The sequence below is a fragment of the Helicobacter cappadocius genome (assembly GCF_030688855.1).
Lineage (GTDB): Bacteria > Campylobacterota > Campylobacteria > Campylobacterales > Helicobacteraceae > Helicobacter_J > Helicobacter_J cappadocius.
In genome coordinates this window covers 1-20,256 of the sequence record NZ_JAUYZK010000006.1, presented here as the reverse complement: position 1 = coordinate 20,256, position 20,256 = coordinate 1, and the positions used below count along the sequence as shown (strand labels likewise).

The 20,256-nt window shown below is 34.4% G+C and carries 22 protein-coding genes and 1 pseudogene; 11 read left to right on the top strand and 12 right to left on the bottom strand.

Annotation, left to right across the window (positions count from 1 at the left end):
• Nucleotide 1 precedes the first annotated feature (1 nt).
• The 7 genes from Q5I06_RS04935 to ribE all read right to left on the bottom strand — a co-directional run bounded on the left by Q5I06_RS04935 (nt 2) and on the right by ribE (nt 5,486).
• Complete coding sequence (locus tag Q5I06_RS04935) at nt 2-1,144, bottom strand: DegT/DnrJ/EryC1/StrS family aminotransferase (RefSeq protein ID WP_305517038.1); 1,143 nt, start codon at nt 1,142-1,144, stop codon at nt 2-4.
• Nucleotides 1,144-1,923: a MetQ/NlpA family ABC transporter substrate-binding protein gene (locus tag Q5I06_RS04930; protein WP_305517037.1), complete on the bottom strand. Its 780-nt coding sequence runs from the start codon at nt 1,921-1,923 to the stop codon at nt 1,144-1,146. The genes Q5I06_RS04935 and Q5I06_RS04930 overlap by 1 nt, the downstream gene beginning before the upstream one ends.
• Nucleotides 1,924-1,980: 57 nt before the next feature.
• Nucleotides 1,981-2,751, bottom strand: a complete 771-nt coding sequence (locus Q5I06_RS04925) for a MetQ/NlpA family ABC transporter substrate-binding protein (RefSeq protein WP_305517036.1) — start codon at nt 2,749-2,751, stop codon at nt 1,981-1,983.
• A 10-nt stretch (nt 2,752-2,761) separates the two neighbouring features.
• Entirely contained in the window at nt 2,762-3,406 is a 645-nt protein-coding gene (locus tag Q5I06_RS04920) for a methionine ABC transporter permease (protein WP_305517035.1), read from the bottom strand.
• The gene (locus Q5I06_RS04915; protein WP_305517125.1) at nt 3,396-4,406 is read right to left on the bottom strand and encodes a methionine ABC transporter ATP-binding protein; all 1,011 of its coding nucleotides are present in this window, start codon (nt 4,404-4,406) and stop codon (nt 3,396-3,398) included. The genes Q5I06_RS04920 and Q5I06_RS04915 overlap by 11 nt, the downstream gene beginning before the upstream one ends.
• 180 nt (nt 4,407-4,586) lie before the next feature.
• A complete protein-coding gene (locus tag Q5I06_RS04910) occupies nt 4,587-4,865 on the bottom strand; it encodes an EscU/YscU/HrcU family type III secretion system export apparatus switch protein (protein ID WP_305517034.1) in 279 nt (92 codons plus the stop codon).
• The gene (gene ribE, locus Q5I06_RS04905; RefSeq protein WP_305517033.1) at nt 4,866-5,486 is read right to left on the bottom strand and encodes a riboflavin synthase; all 621 of its coding nucleotides are present in this window, start codon (nt 5,484-5,486) and stop codon (nt 4,866-4,868) included.
• A gap of 112 nt (nt 5,487-5,598) precedes the next feature.
• Between ribE and Q5I06_RS04900 the strand changes: the two genes are divergently transcribed.
• The 10 genes from Q5I06_RS04900 to mrdA all read left to right on the top strand — a co-directional run bounded on the left by Q5I06_RS04900 (nt 5,599) and on the right by mrdA (nt 13,777).
• On the top strand, nt 5,599-6,369 hold the full coding sequence (locus Q5I06_RS04900; protein WP_305517032.1) for a TatD family hydrolase: 771 nt from the start codon (nt 5,599-5,601) through the stop codon (nt 6,367-6,369).
• Nucleotides 6,370-6,471: 102 nt separating this feature from the next.
• Nucleotides 6,472-7,587: a lytic transglycosylase domain-containing protein gene (locus tag Q5I06_RS04895; RefSeq protein WP_305517031.1), complete on the top strand. Its 1,116-nt coding sequence runs from the start codon at nt 6,472-6,474 to the stop codon at nt 7,585-7,587.
• Nucleotides 7,584-8,543 carry a septal ring lytic transglycosylase RlpA family protein gene (locus Q5I06_RS04890; RefSeq protein ID WP_305517030.1) on the top strand — a complete coding sequence of 320 codons (960 nt, stop codon included), beginning with the start codon at nt 7,584-7,586 and terminating at the stop codon, nt 8,541-8,543. Before Q5I06_RS04895 ends, Q5I06_RS04890 begins: the two co-directional genes overlap by 4 nt.
• 2 nt (nt 8,544-8,545) lie before the next feature.
• Nucleotides 8,546-9,130, top strand: coding sequence for an imidazoleglycerol-phosphate dehydratase HisB (hisB, locus tag Q5I06_RS04885; RefSeq protein WP_305517029.1), 585 nt, complete (start codon nt 8,546-8,548; stop codon nt 9,128-9,130).
• Nucleotides 9,127-9,621 carry a KdsC family phosphatase gene (locus tag Q5I06_RS04880; RefSeq protein WP_305517028.1) on the top strand — a complete coding sequence of 165 codons (495 nt, stop codon included), beginning with the start codon at nt 9,127-9,129 and terminating at the stop codon, nt 9,619-9,621. Before hisB ends, Q5I06_RS04880 begins: the two co-directional genes overlap by 4 nt.
• Entirely contained in the window at nt 9,596-10,159 is a 564-nt protein-coding gene (locus Q5I06_RS04875) for a hypothetical protein (RefSeq protein ID WP_305517027.1), read from the top strand. Before Q5I06_RS04880 ends, Q5I06_RS04875 begins: the two co-directional genes overlap by 26 nt.
• Nucleotides 10,156-10,776, top strand: a complete 621-nt coding sequence (gene lptA, locus Q5I06_RS04870; protein ID WP_370690927.1) for a lipopolysaccharide transport periplasmic protein LptA — start codon at nt 10,156-10,158, stop codon at nt 10,774-10,776. The genes Q5I06_RS04875 and lptA overlap by 4 nt, the downstream gene beginning before the upstream one ends.
• The gene (gene yihA / locus Q5I06_RS04865; protein WP_305517026.1) at nt 10,773-11,396 is read left to right on the top strand and encodes a ribosome biogenesis GTP-binding protein YihA/YsxC; all 624 of its coding nucleotides are present in this window, start codon (nt 10,773-10,775) and stop codon (nt 11,394-11,396) included. The genes lptA and yihA overlap by 4 nt, the downstream gene beginning before the upstream one ends.
• A 124-nt stretch (nt 11,397-11,520) precedes the next feature.
• Nucleotides 11,521-12,012, top strand: coding sequence for a hypothetical protein (locus Q5I06_RS04860; protein ID WP_305517025.1), 492 nt, complete (start codon nt 11,521-11,523; stop codon nt 12,010-12,012).
• Nucleotides 11,987-13,777: a penicillin-binding protein 2 gene (gene mrdA, locus Q5I06_RS04855; protein WP_305517024.1), complete on the top strand. Its 1,791-nt coding sequence runs from the start codon at nt 11,987-11,989 to the stop codon at nt 13,775-13,777. The genes Q5I06_RS04860 and mrdA overlap by 26 nt, the downstream gene beginning before the upstream one ends.
• Here the strand turns inward: mrdA and serB are convergent.
• Nucleotides 13,769-14,398 carry a phosphoserine phosphatase SerB gene (serB, locus tag Q5I06_RS04850; RefSeq protein WP_305517023.1) on the bottom strand — a complete coding sequence of 210 codons (630 nt, stop codon included), beginning with the start codon at nt 14,396-14,398 and terminating at the stop codon, nt 13,769-13,771. The two genes, mrdA and serB, sit on opposite strands and share 9 nt — an antisense overlap.
• Nucleotides 14,399-14,443: 45 nt before the next feature.
• On the opposite strand from serB, the gene Q5I06_RS04845 reads away from it, so the two are divergent.
• Nucleotides 14,444-15,193: a methylenetetrahydrofolate reductase gene (locus Q5I06_RS04845; RefSeq protein ID WP_305517022.1), complete on the top strand. Its 750-nt coding sequence runs from the start codon at nt 14,444-14,446 to the stop codon at nt 15,191-15,193.
• On the opposite strand, the pseudogene Q5I06_RS04840 reads toward Q5I06_RS04845, so the two are convergent.
• The 4 genes and pseudogenes from Q5I06_RS04840 to Q5I06_RS04825 all read right to left on the bottom strand — a co-directional run bounded on the left by Q5I06_RS04840 (nt 15,186) and on the right by Q5I06_RS04825 (nt 19,934).
• Nucleotides 15,186-15,809: pseudogene (locus Q5I06_RS04840) on the bottom strand (PDDEXK family nuclease). The gene Q5I06_RS04845 and the pseudogene Q5I06_RS04840 overlap by 8 nt on opposite strands.
• A gap of 112 nt (nt 15,810-15,921) precedes the next feature.
• Nucleotides 15,922-16,902, bottom strand: coding sequence for a DNA (cytosine-5-)-methyltransferase (gene dcm / locus Q5I06_RS04835; RefSeq protein ID WP_305517021.1), 981 nt, complete (start codon nt 16,900-16,902; stop codon nt 15,922-15,924).
• Nucleotides 16,903-17,009: 107 nt separating this feature from the next.
• On the bottom strand, nt 17,010-18,452 hold the full coding sequence (locus Q5I06_RS04830; protein WP_305517020.1) for an amidase: 1,443 nt from the start codon (nt 18,450-18,452) through the stop codon (nt 17,010-17,012).
• Between the two features lie 30 nt (nt 18,453-18,482).
• Nucleotides 18,483-19,934 carry an alanine/glycine:cation symporter family protein gene (locus tag Q5I06_RS04825; RefSeq protein WP_305517019.1) on the bottom strand — a complete coding sequence of 484 codons (1,452 nt, stop codon included), beginning with the start codon at nt 19,932-19,934 and terminating at the stop codon, nt 18,483-18,485.
• Nucleotides 19,935-20,256: the final 322 nt, after the last annotated feature.

The following is a 20,256-nucleotide window of genomic DNA, read 5'->3' as shown; positions in this document are numbered from 1 at the left end:
TTTAATTAGTCTCGCAGAACCTTTCAATCACCTTACAAATATAATCTACCTCTTTTTCCTCGATATGGTTTCCTATAGGAAGACTTAGAGTGCTTTGTGCATATTGTTCGGCTTTAGGAGATGGGTGTAAAATACAGTTAGGATTTTCATAAATTGCTTTGATTTGACTTAATGATTTTGGATAGTGGATGCCTGTGGATATGCCATTGTTTTGTAAGTATTCTTGGAGTTGATTTCTTTTTTCAGAAGTGCTAGGAATCATAATGGTATATAAATGCCATACACAATGATCTTCATATAATGGCGATGGTGGAGTTATGATGTATGGAATTTCAGAGAGTTTTTGGGTATAAAGATGAGCAATATATCTGCGATGTTGATTTGAAGTAGATAAATATTTGAGTTTGACATCAAGTATGGCAGCTTGAATCCCATCAAGACGAGAATTCCGACCAAGCAACCTATGATTGTATCTATCTTTTGTATTGACGCCGTGATTGGCTATGCTTCTGCATTTTTCAAGCAATTCTATATCATTGCTACTGATAGCTCCAGCATCACCGTATGCTCCTAAATTTTTACCCGGGTAAAAACTAAAGCATCCTATATCACCTATATGACCAACGTTTCGGAGCTTTTCATTTATAATGCTTTTTGCTCCGTGTGCTTGAGCACAATCTTCAATGATTTTGAGATGATTTTCATGTGCAATGTCTAATATTTTTTGCATATTACATGCTCTTCCATAAAGATGTACTGGCAATATAGCAGTAGTTTTTGAGGTCAGTGCATTTTTTATGCAATCAGTGTCGATTAAAAAATCATCCGCACAATCAACTAATACAGCTTTATATCCACTGTTGAGAACAGCTTCTATAGATGCTATAAATGAGTTTGCAGGTAAGATAATTTCACTATCTTTTGGTAAATTCAAAGCCCTGAGTGCAATTTCTAGTGCATCTGTACCATTGCCGACTCCTACACAACCCCTCGCACCTAAAAAATTAGCAAAATTAACTTCAAAGTCCTCTACATTTTTTCCACCAACAAAAGAACTGTTTTTGAGGGTTTTAAATATCGCTGAGTCTAGCTCAGTTTTCAAGTCCTGATATTCTTTGGCGAGATCTAAAAATTTGATATTCATTAAAATGCAGGAACAATCTCGCCCTGATAGGTATCCAAAATAAATTTTCGCACTTCTTCACTTTGTAAAGCATTTTTTAGTTTGATTATGCTAGGTCTATTCTCATCACCCTTTCTTACTACTAGAACATTGGCGTAGGGAGATTCAGGACCCTCTGTAAAAATAGCATCTTTGGTTTTAAGTCCAGCTTGGAGAGCGTAGTTACCATTAATAACGGCTCCATCAACATCATTCAGAGATTTTGAAAGCATTGCTGCTTCAAGGGGGCGAATTTTTATTTTTTTGGGATTTTCTATGATATCAAATTCTGTTGCATAAAGATTAGTAGGATCTTTTAATTTGATAAGCCCGTGATTATGAAGCAAAATAAGAGCTCTCCCGCCATTGCTTGGATCGTTTGGAATGGCAATAGTTGCCCCATCTTTGAGTTCGTCAATAGATTTTATTTTTTTGGAATAAAATCCCAATGGCTCTACATGGATTTTTGCAATGGCGATTAGATTTAGCCCTCTATCTTGGTCGAATTTTTTCAAATAGGGTTCATGTTGCATAAAGTTTGCATCCAGAGATTTGTCTGCTAAGGCAAGGTTTGGTGTTACATAATCAGTGAATTCAATAACCTTAAGATCAATCCCTTCTTTTTTCAGCGCAGGAACAATAAAGTTTAAAATCTGTGCGTGTGGAATGGGTGTTGCTCCAACTTTTAAGACTTCTGCGAAAGCCACCTGAAAACCGCTAAATAAAACCAAAAAGCTGATGATTAATTTGAATTTCTTCATTTATTTTCCTTTATGTAGTTTTTTAAATAATGTCAAAAAATCGCAAAAACAAAGATTTTATTCTACCGGAATGATTTCACCTTTGTATTTTTTGAGTATAAAATTTTTTACTTCTTTGCTACTTAAGACCTTTGTTAGTTTTTTGATATCAGGATTATCCTCGTTATCTTTTCTAGCAGCTAAAACATTAGTATAGATTGATTTTCCATTTTCGTGAAAAAATGCCTGTTTTAGACTCATTCCAGCTTGAAGTGCGTAGTTTGCATTGATGACAGCTGCATCTATTCCATCAAGCACTTTTGGGAGCATAGCGGCTTCAACTTGTTTGAATTTGAGTTTTTTGGGATTTTCTATGATGTCAAATTCTGTGGAGTCTAAGTTACTAGGATCTTTGAGTTTAATAAGCCCATTATCATTTAGCAGTATCAGTGCCCTAGAGTAGTTTGTAGGATCATTAGGAAGAGCAATTGTGGATTTATCTTTTATCTCTGCAATACTTTTGTATTTTTTGGAATAAAATCCCAAAGGAACAATATATATTGGTTTTATAGCCACAAGAGAGAATCCTCTATCTTTGTTCATTTTGTCTAAAAATGGTTTATGTTGATAAAGGTTTGCATCGCTTGATCCTTCATTGAGTGAAATATCAGGGGTTACATAATCTGTGAAGCTTTGTACAATGAGATTTACTCCTTGTTTTGCTAGGATCGGTTTGGCAAATTCTAATATTTCTGCAGCAGGAACAGGAGTAGCTCCAACTTTTAAATCCCCTGCAAAAATACTTGAACTTAGAAGGGTTGATAATGCGATGATTTTTAATGTTTTCATGTTGAATCCTTTATTTGTTTTTTCTCAATTTTTTGACGATTAAATCACCACTTGTTTGGATAATTTGAACTAAGATAATAATGGTAATTACAGAATAAAATAACACATCAGGGCGGTAAGTTTGATACCCGATACGAATCGCCAAATCACCCAATCCACCAGCACCAACTGCCCCAGCCATAGCAGAATAACCGATAAGTGAAATAGTTGTAATAATAAGAGCGTTAGTGAGTGAAGGAAGACTCTCAGCTATCATCATTTTTACAATAGTTAGTTTATTTGCACCCATGCTCAAAGTTGCCTCAATAAGACCTTTATCCACTTCTTGAAGAGCTCCTTCAAAAAGTCGTGCTACAAATGGAATCGCAGAGATAGATAGTGGAATAATAGCTGCTGTACTGCCAATACTTGTGCCAATAATGAGTCGAGATAATGGTAAAAGTAGAATAATCAGGATAATAAAAGGAAAAGATCTTGCTGTATTTACAATAGCTCCCAGTGCTTTGTTTGTTAATGGCATTGGAAGAATTGATCCTTCTTTTGTGATGCACAAAAAAACTCCTAGTGGTAACCCAAAAATCACAGCAAAAATACAAGAACAAAATACCATATAGAGGGTTTCAAGCGTAGAGTTATAAATCATATCAAAGATCATTTTTTTTCTCCAGTTTTTGAATACTCAAGCCTTTTTGCTTTAGATATTCTAATGATTGGGCGATTTTTTCGCCACTGAATTCAATAATAAGATGCCCTACATTTTCTGTAGCAAGTTCTTCTATATTTCCTGAAAGAATATTTGCATCTACTCCAAAACGTTTGATTACGTCGGATATGAGAGGCTCATCAGCATTCTCTCCAGTGAAGATAATTTTATAAACCTGATTTTGAGTTTTGATATGAGATAGGATATGACTTTTATCACTAGGAGGCAAATATGAGATTAGTTCTTTAGTTACTTCGTGAGTTGGATTGGCAAAAACTTGGTGAACCACACCTCTTTCGATAATCTCACCATTACTCATCACACACATTTGATTGCAGATCTCTTTGACAACTTCTATTTGATGCGTAATAAGCACAACAGTGAGATTGAATTTTTTTTGTATGTCTTTTAAAAGTTCAAGAATAGACTTCGTTGTTTTTGTATCTAAGGCACTCGTTGCTTCATCGCACAGGAGTATTTTAGGATGATTGGCCAATGCTCTAGCGATAGCCACTCTTTGTTTTTGTCCTCCGCTCAATTGGGATGGAAAAAAGTCTGCTTTTTCCTTCAATCCTACTAATTCAAGGAGCTCATATACTCGAGTAGATATTTTTTGTTTATCCCAACCTGCTATTTCTAAGGCAAAAGCAACATTTCCAAATACATTTCTAGAACTAAGTAGATTAAAATGTTGAAATATCATTCCGATTTTTTGGCGAGTTTTCTGAAGTTTTTTTGAATTCAGATCCAAAATATTACACCCATCTACAATCACTTCTCCAGAACTAGGATCTTCTAAACGATTGATAATACGAATAAGAGTAGATTTACCTGCTCCTGAATATCCTATGATTCCCATAATATCCCCTGCTTTTACTTCAAGATCTAGTGTTTTTATTGCACAAAAGCCATTGGGGTAGGTTTTTGTAATGTTCTTTAGTGTAATAATGATAGCCTCCTTGAATAATGCCTAAATACTATATGCGAATTTTGGAATGAATTTTACTAGATATTTTATAAACACGATATGTATTTATAAAATATGTTATATAAATCATTATAAAATGTTACAATTATTCTCAATTTATTTTTATCATTCGGAGTATTTTTGTCTAAACAATCGAGAAGGTTTTTAGTTTTTGCTTAGTTGTGCGGAATGTTGAGTGCGATCTAGCCAAATAAAAACTTCTACGACGCTACTATAGAGTTCCTCAGGAATATTCTCATCAATCTGTAATGTTGCTAGGGAGTTTGCTAGAGTAGGATTTGCGAAAATAGGTACATCGAATATTTTGGCTTTTTCGATGATGGCTTTAGCGATTTCTCCAAGTCCAGAGGCTAGAATTTTAGGTGATGTATCTGTTTGATTGTTGTAAGCTAGAGCGATAGCTTTGAGTGTTTTATGTTTCATCTAATATCCTAACAATATCGAATCAATCTCTTTCCAAGAATTTGATTTGAGATTTTTATCTCGTTTTTTTAGTAGATGAGCAATACTTCTTACAAGTATATCTGTTTCAATATTAACACGTCTATTAACCTTGTAGTTTTTTATGAGTGTATGTTTTATAGTATAAGGAATGATGGTGAGTTTGAAACTATCCTCAAAAACCTCTGAGATAGTCAGACTGATGCCATCAACCGTGATAGAACCCTGAGGAATAATTAGATTGAGTGTGTCTTTTGGGGCTTTGATGATAAAATCGGTCTGATTTGCATTTGGAATAATATTTACAATTGTTCCAATACTATCAATATGTCCTTGCACAAAATGTCCATCAAGCCTAGAGTTTGCCAATAATGCCGGTTCAATATGTACTAAATCGTGATAATTTTCCATAGCTACACACTTTTGAGTATGTTTGCTAAGCTCTACTCCAAAACCATCAGAAGTGATTGTTACAACTGTGAGACAAGCTCCATTTACGGCAATACTATCGCCTAGTTTTGGTTTATAGGGAGTTTGAATATAAAGAATGTTGTTTTGAAATTTTTTTACTTTTGCTATTTCACGCACCAACCCACTAAACAAAATCAAGTCCTTTGAGATAAGAGTTTTTTATGTTGCCAAATACTCAAATTTTTGGAATAGAATATTTTCTCTTTAAATTCCTAGAATTTTACCATAAAAAGGTGAGGTAAAAATGAGCTGTTTGATTGATACACATTGCCATTTGGATAATGAATGTTACCAAGATGATCTTCAAGAGGTTATTCTTAGAGCACAACAAAATGGAGTAAAAAAATTCATCATACCTGGAGCTGATCCAAAAGATCTTGACAATGCTATAAAAATAACACAAGTTTATCCAAATGTTTATTTTGCACTAGGAATCCATCCTTATGAAATACATAATAATCGTCTGGTTGATATAGAACACTTTGTTACAGATAAAAAATGTGTAGCTATAGGGGAATGTGGGCTTGATTATTATCGTCTTCCTGAATTAGAAGAACGAAATGAATACAAAAAAGCCCAGAAGGAAATGTTTATTGCTCATATTGAACTTGCACTTAAATTAAATCTTCCTTTGATCGTACATATCCGAGAAGCTAGTAATGATGCTTTTGAGATACTTAATTCTTATAAAAATCTCAAAGGAGTACTACACTGTTTTAACGCTGATGAGATTTTATTGGGGTTGGCAGATAGGTTTTATTATGGAATCGGAGGAGTTTCAACTTTCAAAAATGCTAGAAAAATTGTTGAAATTCTTCCAAAAATACCCAAAAATAGAATTTTGCTTGAAACAGATGCTCCTTATCTGACTCCTCATCCACATAGAGGACAACGCAATGAGCCTTCTTATATTTCTCTCATAGTAACAAAGCTTTCTGAGGTGTTAGGAATGGATACTTTAGATATTGAGGATTTGAGCACAAAAAATGCTTACGATCTGTTTGGACAACTTTGATGAGAAGTATTTTTAAGATATTATTTGTGGAGATGATTTTGCCTTTAAGTATTTTTCAAGTACAATCACCTATTGGATTTAAAAAATCGATCAGGAAATTAGATGAAGATTAAGACCACGTTTTTGTTTGCTTGTCTGCTTTGTGCTCATAACCTAAGAGCAGATTTTAATAGTTTGATCTATGACAGATTTAGCGAGAATGTATTGAACTCCTTTGGTGTGAGTGGCACTTTTTTAGCAGAACTTAGGGCAAAAAATTCTCTTAAATCTGGCAGTGCAGAAGCTAGATGGGATTATTTTGTGCAAAAGTTTGATTCTGGTTATGAATTTATTCCCATTCTTAAAAGTATGATGGCACAAGCTGGAATTCCGCAGGAATTTTTATTTTTAGCGATGGCAGAATCTGAATTTTCTACCCGTGCATATAGTCCAAAAAAAGCTTCGGGTATTTGGCAGCTTATGCCTGTTACGGCAAAACAGCTTGGTCTTAAAATCAATGATTATATTGATGAGAGACGCGATCCGATCAAAAGCACCCAAGCAGCCATCAAGTATCTTCAGTTTCTGTATAAAATTACAGGAAAATGGTATCTAGCAGCGATGGCATATAATTGTGGCGTAGGAAGACTTCAAAAAGCTATCAAACAAGCAAAAAGTACAGATATTGATGTTTTGCTCGATGAACACAAAAGATATCTTCCCAAAGAGACAAGAAATTATATTAGAATGATTTTGAGTATGTCTTTGGCATTTAACAACATCGATAGATTTAAAAGTGACGATAGAGAATATTTGCTCAATCGTGGGGCGATGAATACTTTAGCTAGTGTGAATATAAAGGCTGGAACAATGTTAGCAGTAATCGCTGAGGGTGCTGGAATGAGTCTAGAAGATCTAAAAAAATACAATCGACAATTTAGGTATAATTTTTTGCCGCCAGGCTATGGTGAATACACGGTTTATATTCCTTATGAAAAACTAGCATATTTCAAACAAAATTTTGAGGAAGATCGTAATCCAAATGAAATGTTTGTTTTGCACAAGGTAAAGCAAGGAGAAACACTCACTTCAATTGCAAAAAAATATAAAGTTAGCGTTCAAGAAATAAAAATTACCAATAAACTCAAAAATTCTTTTTTATCTATTAATCAAAAACTTATTGTTCCAGTTGTTAGAAAAGATTATCGTAAATTAGTCCAAAATGAGATAAAAAATTGAAATTTTCGCTTGAAGCAGGGCTAGTTTTAGGAGCGATTTTGCTTTTGGGTTGCTCTCCACAAAGCGTTTATAAGGGCGGTGTTGGTGCTTTTAATGATTATGAAGGTTTGAGTGCATATCGATCAAAAAAATATACCTCAAATTATACTAATCAATCTTATAGTGAAGGTAGTTTTGATAGTGGGAATCTTTCGAGCGATCTTTTTGGGAATCCTTCTGATTCTATGTTAGATGGAATGCGTGAATCAGCAGCGATTCAGAGGGCAACCATGAGACCTTATCAAGTTGGAGGAAAGTGGTATTATCCCACCCGTGTAGATGTAGGAGAAATTTTTGATGGGATTGCGAGTTGGTATGGACCTAATTTTCATTCCAAGAAGACTTCTAATGGCGAGATTTATAATATGCATGCTCATACAGCTGCTTCTAAAATCTTGCCGATGAATACTATCGTGAAGGTTTATAATAAAGAGAATGGCAAAACAACTATCGTCAGAATCAATGATAGAGGACCTTTTGTAGATGGCAGGATTATCGATCTCTCTAATGCTGCAGCTAGAGATATTGATATGGTGAATAAAGGTACAGCTAAAGTCAGACTTGAAGTGCTTGGCTTTGGTGGAATGATTTCAAAGAATTATGAAAAATCTATTTCAAAAGACATGGAAAAATCTTCAGCCCTTAAAGAAGAGTTTAAAATTGGTGATTCTAAAAATAGTGTTGAAGGGGGGACATTCTCCCTTCAAGTAGGTGCATTTAGAAAGAAAGAGGGAGCATTGTCTTTAAAAGATCAAACTCAAAAATCAATAGAGGGTGATTATAAAGTTGAAATAAAAGAACAAACTAGCAATGGAGAGCCTATCTACAGAGTATTTGTAGAAGGATTTAAAAGTGAGGATGAGGCACTTGATTTTGCCAAATCCAAAAACATAGTTGGTGTGATTATCAGGGAGTGAAAATGAAAGAAGTCAAACGCGATACAAAAGAGACAAAAATCAGTGCAACTTTGCAAATATATGGTGAAGGCAGGGGAAATATTGATACTAAAATAGGTTTTTTTGATCATATGCTAGAAGCTTTTTCTAAGCATTCTATGATGGATTTACAGATGATTTGTGAAGGTGATAGACATATTGATGATCATCATAGCGTGGAAGATTGTGGTATCGTCTTAGGGGGATTACTCAAAGAGGAAATCTATCCTGCTATTGGAATTGAACGTTTTGGTAATGCTACTATAGTGATGGATGAAGCTTGTGTGGAGTGTGATATAGATGTATGCAATCGATCTTTTTTGGTGTTTGATATGAGTTGCTATGGAGATTTTAAAGGAAAAGTAGGAGACTTTGATATTGAGCTTGTTGAGGAGTTCTTTCGTGCCGTTTGTATGAATGCTGGACTATGTGTGCATATTTATCTAAAAAGAGGAAAAAATCTTCATCATATTATAGAAGCCACTTTTAAAGCATTTGCTTTAGCAATTAGAAGAGCTCTCACTCCTAATAAGAATAATCAAATCCCTAGCACAAAGGGAGTTTTATGATCGAGCTGGTCTTACTTGATGTAGATGGAACGCTCACAGATGGAAAAATAATATATAACCAAGACTTGTGTGAAAGTAAAGTTTTTAATGTTAAAGATGGATTAGGGCTAGTTACTTGGCAAAAGCTCGGCAAAAAGGTCGCCATCATTTCAGGAAGAAACTCTCCTATCACTGAGTTTAGAGCAAAAGAACTTGGTATTTCATGTTTATATATGGGGATAGAAAATAAAAAAGAAATTGTTTTAAAACTCAAAAAAGATTTTGATTTGCAATCTTCACAGATCGCTTGTATAGGTGATGATCTCAATGATTTGCCAATGTTTGCTGAATGTGGTTTGTGTTTTACTCCAAGTGATGGCAATGAATGGTTGCAAGAATATGCAGATGTGGTGCTTAAAAGCAAGGGCGGTGAAGGTGCGGTTAGGGAGATGATTGAGTATATCTTGATAGAATATGGGCTCAAAGATGAAGTACTTAAAATCTACCAATAGCGTCCTGAATTTTTTTTTAGTATTGCTTGTTATTACTCTGTGTTCATTTTTTTTCTTCGCACCTTCAAAATATCTCCAAGAAAATAAAAATAATGATATTGCAAAAATTGAATTGACTAACTTTAATATGTATCAGGTTAATAATGACTTTGTGGATATGAAAATTGAAGGTTCTAAGGCATTCCAATTTTCTGATCGTGAGATTTTATACGGATTTTTAGCTAGTAGATATAATACTCAATCTAAAAACACTTATGAATATATTAGCGGTGATGAAGTGATAAAAAAAGGAGATATGTATCACTTTCCAAGAGGAGCTATTTATATCAAAAGTGATGGAGGGAGTTTTTGGAGTGAAGGAGGAGTTTATAATTATCGCAAAGAAATTTTTAAAGGTGAGGGAGATTTTATTTTCAACACAACCGAAGGTTATTTCGAAGGAGAAGATATTATTTATAACAAAAAAACTCAAATGATAAAAGCCAAAGACATCTCTTCAAAGATTATTTTAGAGACAAAAGAAGGAAAGCAAAAATGAGAAAAGTAATGTGCTTGTTTTTTTTAGTTTTAGGGCTTTTTGCTCAAGAAACTCTCGAAGTTACGGCGAAAAAATTTTCTAGCGATGATAAAAATGGAATTACACGTATTCAAGGAGATGTGCATATTAAAAAATCCAAAGATACGCTTGAGGCAGATAGTGTTATCATCTACACAGATAAAGATAGGAAGCCGATATCTTATGAAGCACAAGGAAATGTCAAGTTTCATATTTTTATGGAAGATGGAAGAGAAATAAAAGGGCATTCTGATAGACTTACATATGATGCCAAAAGTGGGGAATATAGGCTTTTAGAAAATGCAGTACTCAAGGAAGTGGGAAAAGATAACACTATCAGAGGAGAAGAGATTGTTGTTAATAATGAGAGCGGATATGCAAATGTATTAGGAAGTGATAGCAAACCTGCTAAATTCATATTCAATCTTGATGATCTCTCCAAAGATAAGAAATCAAAACCTTCTAAATCCGAACTACCCCCTAGTTCAAATGAAAATAAAACCAATGCGAATTCTCAAAATTCTCAAAGAAGCCAAAATACTCAAGATGCTCCAGATATGACACAAACTACAAATTCTCCCATAGAAGGAAAGCAATGATTATTGCGAAAGAATCGAAATTTGTTACCTCTGCTAGAAATCTAGCAGGATGTCCTCCACCTGATATGATGGAAGTTGTATTTTTAGGTAGAAGCAATGTAGGTAAAAGCACCTTTATCAATACTATTTTGGAAAAAAATCTTGCAAAAAGTTCTTCAACACCAGGCAAAACTCAGTTGATAAATTTTTTTAACGTTGTTTGGGAGAGAAAAACAGAGAATTCTCAAAGCATTCCTTTTAGATTTGTTGATTTGCCAGGTTTTGGTTATGCAAAAGTTTCTAAAGAGACCAAGAAGGACTGGGAGAGCAATCTTTGGAATTTTTTGAACCATCGTACAAGCATAAAGCTTTTTGTCCATCTTATAGATGCTAGACACATAGGATTGCAAAGTGATGAATATGTATGCGAGATTATTCAAAAACTTCTAAGACCTGATCAAAAAATGTTGAGCATTTATACCAAATTTGACAAACTTAATAAAAATGAACAGCATAAGCTTTATCAAAAAGGTAAATTAGTTGCATCAAATAATGATAAAATTATTGATAAAAAATACGGAGGCAAAGACAAAATACGAGAAATGATTCTTGATAGTGTGCTTGGGATTGAAACAAACTAATCCTTATTTTAAGTCATTAGAGGTTTATTTTTTGTATAAGATAAGGGCGATTTTTCGTATTTTGAAGAATCAAATAAGATTTCCTTGATAGTTCAAACGATAAAATAGGGACGGAATATATTGAATGCAGACAATTTCTAATTTGAAACGAAATAATACCTTGAGAGAATTTATAAAAGCTATTTTGCTCTTAGTTGGGTTTAGCTTTTATATTTCTGTGAGCGATATTTATTTGTATCTCCCTCCTATGTTAGGGTTGTTGTTTATCTTTTATATGCAGACTTCAAGGGAAAATCGATGGGTAGTGAGCATTTCTATTGTTGCTTGTTTGATATTTTTTGAATACGATCATGATGAGAGAGCAGGTATTTTGCCTCTTATATTTGTTTTTACAAATTGGTTGGTTGTAAAAAGATTGCGATTGCTTTTTGAAGAAAATATATTTTTTGTTTTCATCTATGTGCCATTGATTTACGCGGTTTATTTTTTTGTGTTGTACTTGCTTGGAATGTTTGCAGGGGGCATTAGTTCGAATTTAGAACCTATTTTTATCTCCTATGTTTTTTATGAAGCTTGTTTGGGAATCGTGTATGAAAAAATTAAATATCAAATATAAAATCGCCATCGCTTTTTTTACGATAGTTTGGGTTGTTTTGCTCACCAAGATTTTTGTTCTTACAGTCAAATCCCACCAGTATTTTGAACAATTAGCCCAAAGAAATATGACTAAAAAAGAGGTTTTGGTTCCTGCTAGAGGACAAATACTTGATAGAAATGGAGAGCCATTAGCTATCAATGAATTGGGTTTTTCAATCTCTCTTCAGCCTTTATTAAAAAATGATGTTCTAAATGATCAAATAAAACTTATTCAGGGTTTTTTTCCTTCAATTAATACAGAAAATATCATCAAAACTTATAAAAAACAAAATTCAATCTATAATCACTCCCCTATTAAAGTGGTGGATTATATTTCTTATGTAGATATGCAAAAGATATATCCTCAAATCATTCAAAATAAAAATATTCTCATACAACCAGCAACCAAAAGACTTTATCCAAATAATTTAGCTGCTTCACATATTATCGGTTATGTAGGTTCGTCTGATGAAAATGATATTTTAAAAGACCCAGTGAGTAAATATACAGGCATTATTGGGAAAACAGGATTAGAAAAAGAATACAACTCTTTTTTGCAAGGTCAAATTGGATATAAGGTTGTTGCGGTAAATGCTTTTAATCAGGAGCTTGAAGTTTTAGAAGAATCTAAGCCTGAGACTCAAAATGATTTGATCTTGAGTATTGATATGAAACTTCAACAGATTGCAGACAAAGAGTTTGAGGGAAAAACAGGTAGTGTTATAGTAATGGATGTCCATACTGGAGAGATACTTGTTGCCGGGAGTTATCCTGAGTATAATTTGAATGATTTTGTCGGGGGCATCAGTTATAAAAAATGGAATACCCTAAGAGAAGATATTTATAATCCACTCTTAAATAGATTTGTAAATGCACTCTATCCACCTGGTTCGGTTGTGAAGATGGGAGTAGGTCTAGCATTATTGGAATATGCAGGTATTAATGAAAATACCAAAATAGACACTCCGGGCTATATTGAAGTAGGAGGAAGAAAGTTTAGGGATTGGAAGGCTGATGGGCACGGAAAAACTGATTTGGTAAAAGCGCTTCGTGAATCCGTAGATGTATATTTTTATAAACTTTCTCAAAATGCGGGTATGACTAATATCGCCAATGTTCTTAGGGAGCTTGGGTTTGGTGAGAAAACAGGAGTTGATATTCCTAATGAATTTTTGGGTATCGTGCCTGATCCAGAATGGAAAATGAAGCGATATGGCAAGGTTTGGTATACAGGTGATACCATTGTAACCTCTATTGGTCAGGGAGCTTTTTTGGTTACACCTATGCAGATTGCTAGATATACCGCACTTCTTGCAAGTGGAAAGTTGCCCACCCCTCATTTTGCAAAAACCTTTGGAAAAGAAGATTACCAATCAGAGCCAAAAGATGTTTTGAGTGATTTTCAAAAATCAAAACTACCTGTGCTTCAAAAGGGAATGTATGAGGCTTGTAGCACAATGGGAGGTACGGCATATTGGAGGACGAGGGGAGCAAAGGTAAAAATTGCCTGTAAAACAGGAACAGCTCAAGTTGTGCAAATTTCACAAGAAATAAAAATCAGGATCAAAGAGAGTGATTTGGAATATTTTCATCGATCGCACGGCTGGATTACAGGATTTGTTCCTTATAAAAATCCAAAATATGCTATTACGATTTTGCTCGAACATGGTCAAAGTGGAGGACGAGGGGGTCCTATTTTGGTAAAAATGGCAAATGCACTTTATGATAATGGCTATCTAAAGTGATTTTATGTGAGATAGAATTTCTCGCAAATCCTTTTTATCAATAATTATATTTGCTTGTTGTTTGAGAATTTCTTTTGCACAAAAAGCTATTTTTTTCTCTGCATAAGCAAACATGCTTATATCATTTGCACCATCTCCAACAACAAGAGTATTTTTTGGACATACGTTTAGAAGCCTTTGAATGACTGAAAGCATAGTGCCTTTTGAAAAATCAAACATCATTTCTCCGCCAACCTCTCCAGTAAGTTTGCCATTTTTACAATGAAGGGTATTGCTAAACTCCCCATCAAGCCCCAAAATATCTCTAAAATATTCAGTGGCAAATTTGAATCCTCCACTGAAACAAACCACCTTATAACCATTTTTTTTTAATTCAGCGATGGTTTCTTTTGCTCCAAGATTCAAAGGCAAGTTGTGACAAATTTCCACAGCCTTTTTTTGTGGCATTCCTTCTAGTAGCTTTACACGAGTTTTTAGACTTTCATAAAAATCAAGTTCGCCCTGCATTGCCTTTTTTGTGATTTGAGCGATTTGTTGGCTTACTCCCATTTCTTCAGCCAAAAAATCAATCGTTTCTCCATCCATTAATGTAGAGTCAAAATCAAATACTGCTAGTTTCATTTCCTGCCTCCTAAAGTGTTATAATTTTAGCCAAAAAGGGCAAAAATGATTGGATTAGAATACATCCCTAAACAAAAAGATACTGATATAAAGATTATCTCAAAATGGATAGATAAAATCAAGCCTGATTTTATTATTTTGCCCGATAGCCCAAATCTAAAACCAACTCCTGAGGCCTCTGTTTTAGCTCCTTTGTGGTCAAAAGAACTTAAATTAGATGTGATTGCCTCTATTGCGGGTTCAGGAAGGAGAGAAGAGAGGGTGGAGAGTCTTTTGAAGTCATTAGCATATCTTCAGGTCAAAAAAGTTGCCCTTATTGGCGGTGATTGTCCTATTGAAGGGAATCTAAGTGGAATACAGATGATAAAAAAAGCAAAAGAAATACTGGGACAAGAATGTGTGGTTATTTCGGGAAGTAAAGCTATGCTAGATACTCAAGAGAAGGTAAAGTTACAAGCAAAGATAGAAAATGGAGCTAATATTATCATTACCCAACCTATTTTTGAACTCAAAACCGCACAAAAATTTTTAGATGATTTTGAAAAAATCTCACAAGGAAGCAAGGCTAAAGCGATGATAAATTTTTTTCCTATTTATGAGAGTGGTTTTTGTGAAAGGCTTATGCAAAATAATCTTGGTTTTGAAATTCCTATGAGCTACTTGCAAAATATCAGAGATAATCCAATAAAAGCCAATCTCAAGCTTTATGAAGCGTTTGTATCTCTGGGTGAAAATATTCATATTTCAGGAGCGAAAAATATTTTTTTACAAGAGTTTTTTGATAATCTTAGTTAAATAATGCAGCGGGATTTATTTTGAACTGCAACATTTTTGCACTTTCTCTTCCTCCATCCCCGCCTTTTCTTTGCATAGTGATTTTTCCTATGAGAAGACTTCCTCTTGGAGAAAAAGCGACATCTCCACTATAGAAATCAATTACTTCATTGATAGGTTTTAAAATCCATTTTATATCCGATAGTTTTAAGATAACCAAAAACCATTCACTAGCAAATTGCCCTCTTCCTTTCAGAATATCATTTAAAATCAATGGCTGATTCTCTCTAAAAAAATTTAAGATTTTATCTTGATCTTGTAATGAAAACTCATCAAAAAACATTCTTCTTTCATCTTTAGGGTTTTTGATATTAGGTTTTAGCTCTCCGACAAAGCGTTGTAGAATTTCAAGTACATCTTCAGGAATATTCCACAAATCCTTATAAGACTTGAGTCATCTTTTATCGATTTGATTAAATCCTTGCGGATTAGAAACAAGCTTGACCTGTAAGTTTTGAATATCTTGAAGTTTTTGAAGTTTGATTTGAATAGAAATAATGACTTGAACATCTGCTTTATATAACCCTCTTATTTTTTGGGCATTCACATTTTCTATTTCCTCTATTTTGTACCCCATTGCTTCTAGCCATTCTTGAGCCAATATTTCTTTTTTCCAATTATTAAAAATATCTATTACAAAATATTCATTTCTAAAACCATCTTTTGCTGTTTTTGATCCTAAGGCTATTTTATCCATTGCATTGCTCCAGTAATTGTTTTGCTATGGTATCTATGACATTCACACTCATTGCATTCCCGCATTGTCTTAAGATATCTGTATTTTTTAGAGGACTTATTTTTTCTTTTAAGTTCTCTATTGTTCCAAAACCTTGTAGTTTTAGTGCTTCTATTGCGCTTAGCTTGTAGAGTTTTTTTTGATAAACATACAAAATTCCCTGTCTATCGCGCCTAAGGGTTGGAGTAGTATTCCTATATAGCCTTAAATCGCTTTGACGAGTATCCAAAATAAGAAAATCTTCTTGCAAAAGTTTCTTGAGATTGAAGCGATTGAGATTGTACTTATTGTGTAAATATCTCAAAAAAGTCTCATAAGATGGCAAGGTTTTTTCAAATAGATTATCCTCATTTGGAGTGAGAAAATCCTGAATTTTTGGAATGTTTTGTTTGTGCTTAAGCTGCATTTTAGAAAAATCAAAATTTTGATTGAAATCTTTTCTAATCCCTATAAAATAGACTCTCTCTCGTTTTTGCGGAAGAGAAAAATCACAACTATTTAGCACTTCATAAGATACATTGTAATTACATTTTTCTAAAATCTCTAGTACTGTTTTTAGAGTTTTGCCTTTGTCGTGATTGATGATACCTTTTACATTTTCTAGGATAAAAAATCTGGGCTGTTTGATTTCTAATATTTTCCCTAGATGGTAAATGATTTGACCTTTTTCTTTGTTTGCTAAGCCTTCTCTTTTGCCCACAATGCTAAAACTCTGACAAGGAAATCCTGAAATCATCACATCAAAATCTGGAAGTTTTTCAGCAGATATTTTGGTCAAATCTCCTAGATTTGGCTCTTTGGTATCAAATAAACTCTCATAAGTCTGGATGGCTACTTTGTCGATTTCGCTAAAACCAATACATCTAAAACCATTTTGTTCTAGTCCTAACCTTCCTCCACCAATCCCACTACAAAAATCAATAAATTTAAGCATAAAACCTCATTGAGTAATCAATTTGAAAATGATACATAAAAAATATTGAAGTTAGTAAGGTTGTAGGGTTGCCTTTTGGCAACCCTAAGAGATTGAAAGGCAAAAAATCAATCAAATTTAAAAGGCATTTTTGCATGTCGCTCAATATCTTCAGCGACTTGAAGACAGAGATCGGCACGATAATCTGAAGCAAAGAGTTGCACTCCTTGAGGAATATGCCCATCTTTGAGTCCTGTTGGGACACTCATACTTGGATAATTCAGACATACGAGTGCAAGGAGTGGAATTTGAGCGGGCATAATCACTTCTTTAAAATAATCATTCCCCTTTAGATCATCTCCGTGTTTGAAGGGTTCTTTTCCAGATACAGGGAGCATTATTACCGGATAGGTATCTAAAATTTCATTATAGATTCTTCTTAGTTCATCTCTTTTTGCAATAGCTAACATATACTCACGCATATCTTTAGCACCAGGTGCTCCATATATCATTCCTTCCCAAGCTTGATTCACATCTTTTGAGCCATAGTCTGTTACATAATGTCCGATTGTTGTTGTTTTTTCTGCGACGAGGATTTTGCCCCATACTTCTGCAGCGATGTTGAATTCAGGGAGTTTGATTTCTTCTACGACATAACCATCTTCTATGAGCCATTTAGCTGTTTTCTTCAGATTTTCTTTTACAGATGGCTCGATGCTCATTCCATCAATTTCAGTCACAATAGCAATACGTTTGATTCTACAATCATCATAAGTGAGCGGTGCAGGAACCCAAACCTGATCATAGATACTTCCTCTTGAAAGCACCTCTAATCCTAGTCTAATATCATTTACATTTCTAGCAATAGGTCCTTCAATAGAAAAGAATTCACTAGCAAATGTTCTTCCACCTGGACTACTAGGATCAAATTGTGGTATTCTGCCCCAAGTGGGTCTAAGTCCTACAACACCACAGGCATATGCAGGATAACGAATAGAGCCACCAATATCATTTCCATGAGCGATAAAACACATTCCACTTGCAGTTGCAGAAGCTGCTCCTCCGCTACTTCCACCCGGAGTGAGTGACTCATCCCATGGGTTGAGCGTTCTACCAAAAAGTGGATTTTCACTAAACCATCTGATAGCAAATTCTGGAAGATTTGTCATTCCTATAGTTACGCACCCAGCAGTATTAAAATTTGTAGCAATCGTACTATCGCCTTCACATACTCTATCTTTAAAAACCCCACCATTTGTGTTGCGTTCGCCTTTTACATCTACATTATCTTTGATAGTAACAGGCACTCCATGCAATGGAGAGAGAATAATTCCTTGAGCAATAAGTTCGTCAGCTTGTTTTGCTTGTTTAAGGGCTTTTTCACTCATTAGATTGATGATGGCATTGTATTTTGGATTTACTTTCTCTATCCTTTGCAGTACACTTTTTGTAGCTTCTGTTGAGCTAATGGCCTTATGTCTTATGCCTAGTGCTACATCTGTAGCACTCCATTGCCAAATAGGCACTGTAGGAAGAGTTTTTTTAATCTCTTTGATTCTGTCAAATTTCATTTTTTATCCTAATATTTTTATTTAATTTTATCAATCCCAGCATTCAGCATTTTTGATACCTAGTTTTTTTGCACTGAAGGTTGGATCTAAGCCTTGTTTTCTTTGCTTGACATAGTCATTGAGGGCAGTTTTTGCAACTTTGGCAAGTAAGAATATCGTGATGATATTGATAGTTGCCCCTATACCCATCACTACATTTGCCACTCCCCAAGCTAGACCTAATGATGCTTGTGCCCCTAGATATACGACGATTATGGTGATGATTCGATAGATTGCTACAATAGTAGGATTATCTTTGATATATTTCATATTCATCTGCCCGATATAATACGCGCCGATAATAACAGTTGAGGTGAGTACCACAATAAGAAATGTTACATAGTAATTACCCCATATACCAAAGCTTTCTTGCATTGCAGCTTGAACAAGAGGCATGGCAGTAAGTTTATCACCTGTATCAGGATCGATTGTTCCATAAGCATCGCTAAAAAGTATAAAAAGTACCGCTAAAGTAGCGATTACTGTATCTATAAATACACAAAATGCTTGAACAATACCTTGTTTTACAGGATGCGTGGTGTGTGCAGAAGAAGAAGCACCAGGAACAGAGCCTAGCCCAGCTTCATTGGCAAAAAGTCCCCTTTGAATACCTATTACGATGACACTTCCAGCAAAACCGCCAAAGATTGCTTTGAAATCAAAGGCACTTCTGAAAATTTCATGAATAACATCAAGTGCTTTATGGTAATGCATACCAATGCTAATAAGAGCAATGATAAGAAACACTGAGGCCATAAAAGGTGTTACATAGCTTGTAAATTTAGCTATATATCGCCCCCCACCAAAAAACATGATTCCAGAAAAAATAGCCAATACCAATCCAACATATACACTCATATTAGGAATTTCTTTTACTGCTGCATAGCCTTCAAATGAGCTATAAATAGTTTGGCTATATAATCCTATAAATGCCCAACCAATGGCAATGGTGATGCAGCTATAGAGAATAGCTACTTTTTTTGCATTCAAACCTTTGGTGAGATAATATGCAGGTCCGCCCTTAAAGGCACCACCATCTTTACTTTTATAAATTTGACCGAGTGTGTTTTCAGCTATCGCGATAGCACCATTGAGCCATGCTGCTATCCATATCCATACAATAGCTCCTGGACCACCTGATACCACTGCAACTGCCATGCCTACAATCGTTCCCATACCCACGCGTGTCCCCATAGAAATCATCAGTGCTTCATAAGGTGAGATATGTTCTTTATTGCCTTTTGCATTTGCATCTCTTTCTGTTATGAGGTGAAAAGCTGCTTTTGTGAGAGTTACTTGAGGAAATTTTAGTCTGATGCTATAAAAAATACCTACCAATAACAAGAGTGCTACCAAATAGTATCCCCAGATAAAATTGTCTGCATGACTAATAAAAGCAGAAATCATATCCATCAAACCAGAGCTTTGAGTTTCCGTATCCATATTTTCTCCTAAAATTAAAATTAAGTCAATTAAGTATTTCAGTTTTCATTCTACAAATAATATTTATTTTTATCCTTTTTATAATCCAAAAAATACATAAAAATGTTCTTATATGTTACATTTATATACATCAATTAAGATAAATAACGATTTGTTACATATTCTTATTTTATAAGAGTAATGTTTGGCATAAATGATTAATTTTAGATATATTGATTGTTATTGAAAGATTTAATACCAGTTTGAAAGGAAATACAATGATAACAAGAAGAAAAGCTATAGCTACAATGGGTGCAGTGGGTGTAGGACTTGCTAGTGCTGC

Bases quoted from the DNA above. Each gene is read 5' to 3' on its own strand.
- Q5I06_RS04935 (WP_305517038.1), bottom strand. From the start codon at position 1,144: ATGAATATCAAATTTTTAGATCTCGCCAAAGAATATCAGGACTTGAAA.
- Q5I06_RS04930 (WP_305517037.1), bottom strand. From the start codon at position 1,923: ATGAAGAAATTCAAATTAATCATCAGCTTTTTGGTTTTATTTAGCGGT.
- Q5I06_RS04925 (WP_305517036.1), bottom strand. From the start codon at position 2,751: ATGAAAACATTAAAAATCATCGCATTATCAACCCTTCTAAGTTCAAGT.
- Q5I06_RS04920 (WP_305517035.1), bottom strand. From the start codon at position 3,406: ATGATCTTTGATATGATTTATAACTCTACGCTTGAAACCCTCTATATG.
- Q5I06_RS04910 (WP_305517034.1), bottom strand. From the start codon at position 4,865: ATGAAACATAAAACACTCAAAGCTATCGCTCTAGCTTACAACAATCAA.
- Q5I06_RS04900 (WP_305517032.1), top strand. From the start codon at position 5,599: ATGAGCTGTTTGATTGATACACATTGCCATTTGGATAATGAATGTTAC.
- Q5I06_RS04895 (WP_305517031.1), top strand. From the start codon at position 6,472: ATGAAGATTAAGACCACGTTTTTGTTTGCTTGTCTGCTTTGTGCTCAT.
- hisB (WP_305517029.1), top strand. From the start codon at position 8,546: ATGAAAGAAGTCAAACGCGATACAAAAGAGACAAAAATCAGTGCAACT.
- Q5I06_RS04880 (WP_305517028.1), top strand. From the start codon at position 9,127: ATGATCGAGCTGGTCTTACTTGATGTAGATGGAACGCTCACAGATGGA.
- Q5I06_RS04875 (WP_305517027.1), top strand. From the start codon at position 9,596: ATGAAGTACTTAAAATCTACCAATAGCGTCCTGAATTTTTTTTTAGTA.
- lptA (WP_370690927.1), top strand. From the start codon at position 10,156: ATGAGAAAAGTAATGTGCTTGTTTTTTTTAGTTTTAGGGCTTTTTGCT.
- yihA (WP_305517026.1), top strand. From the start codon at position 10,773: ATGATTATTGCGAAAGAATCGAAATTTGTTACCTCTGCTAGAAATCTA.
- Q5I06_RS04860 (WP_305517025.1), top strand. From the start codon at position 11,521: ATGCAGACAATTTCTAATTTGAAACGAAATAATACCTTGAGAGAATTT.
- mrdA (WP_305517024.1), top strand. From the start codon at position 11,987: ATGAAAAAATTAAATATCAAATATAAAATCGCCATCGCTTTTTTTACG.
- serB (WP_305517023.1), bottom strand. From the start codon at position 14,398: ATGAAACTAGCAGTATTTGATTTTGACTCTACATTAATGGATGGAGAA.
- Q5I06_RS04845 (WP_305517022.1), top strand. From the start codon at position 14,444: ATGATTGGATTAGAATACATCCCTAAACAAAAAGATACTGATATAAAG.
- dcm (WP_305517021.1), bottom strand. From the start codon at position 16,902: ATGCTTAAATTTATTGATTTTTGTAGTGGGATTGGTGGAGGAAGGTTA.
- Q5I06_RS04830 (WP_305517020.1), bottom strand. From the start codon at position 18,452: ATGAAATTTGACAGAATCAAAGAGATTAAAAAAACTCTTCCTACAGTG.
- Q5I06_RS04825 (WP_305517019.1), bottom strand. From the start codon at position 19,934: ATGGATACGGAAACTCAAAGCTCTGGTTTGATGGATATGATTTCTGCT.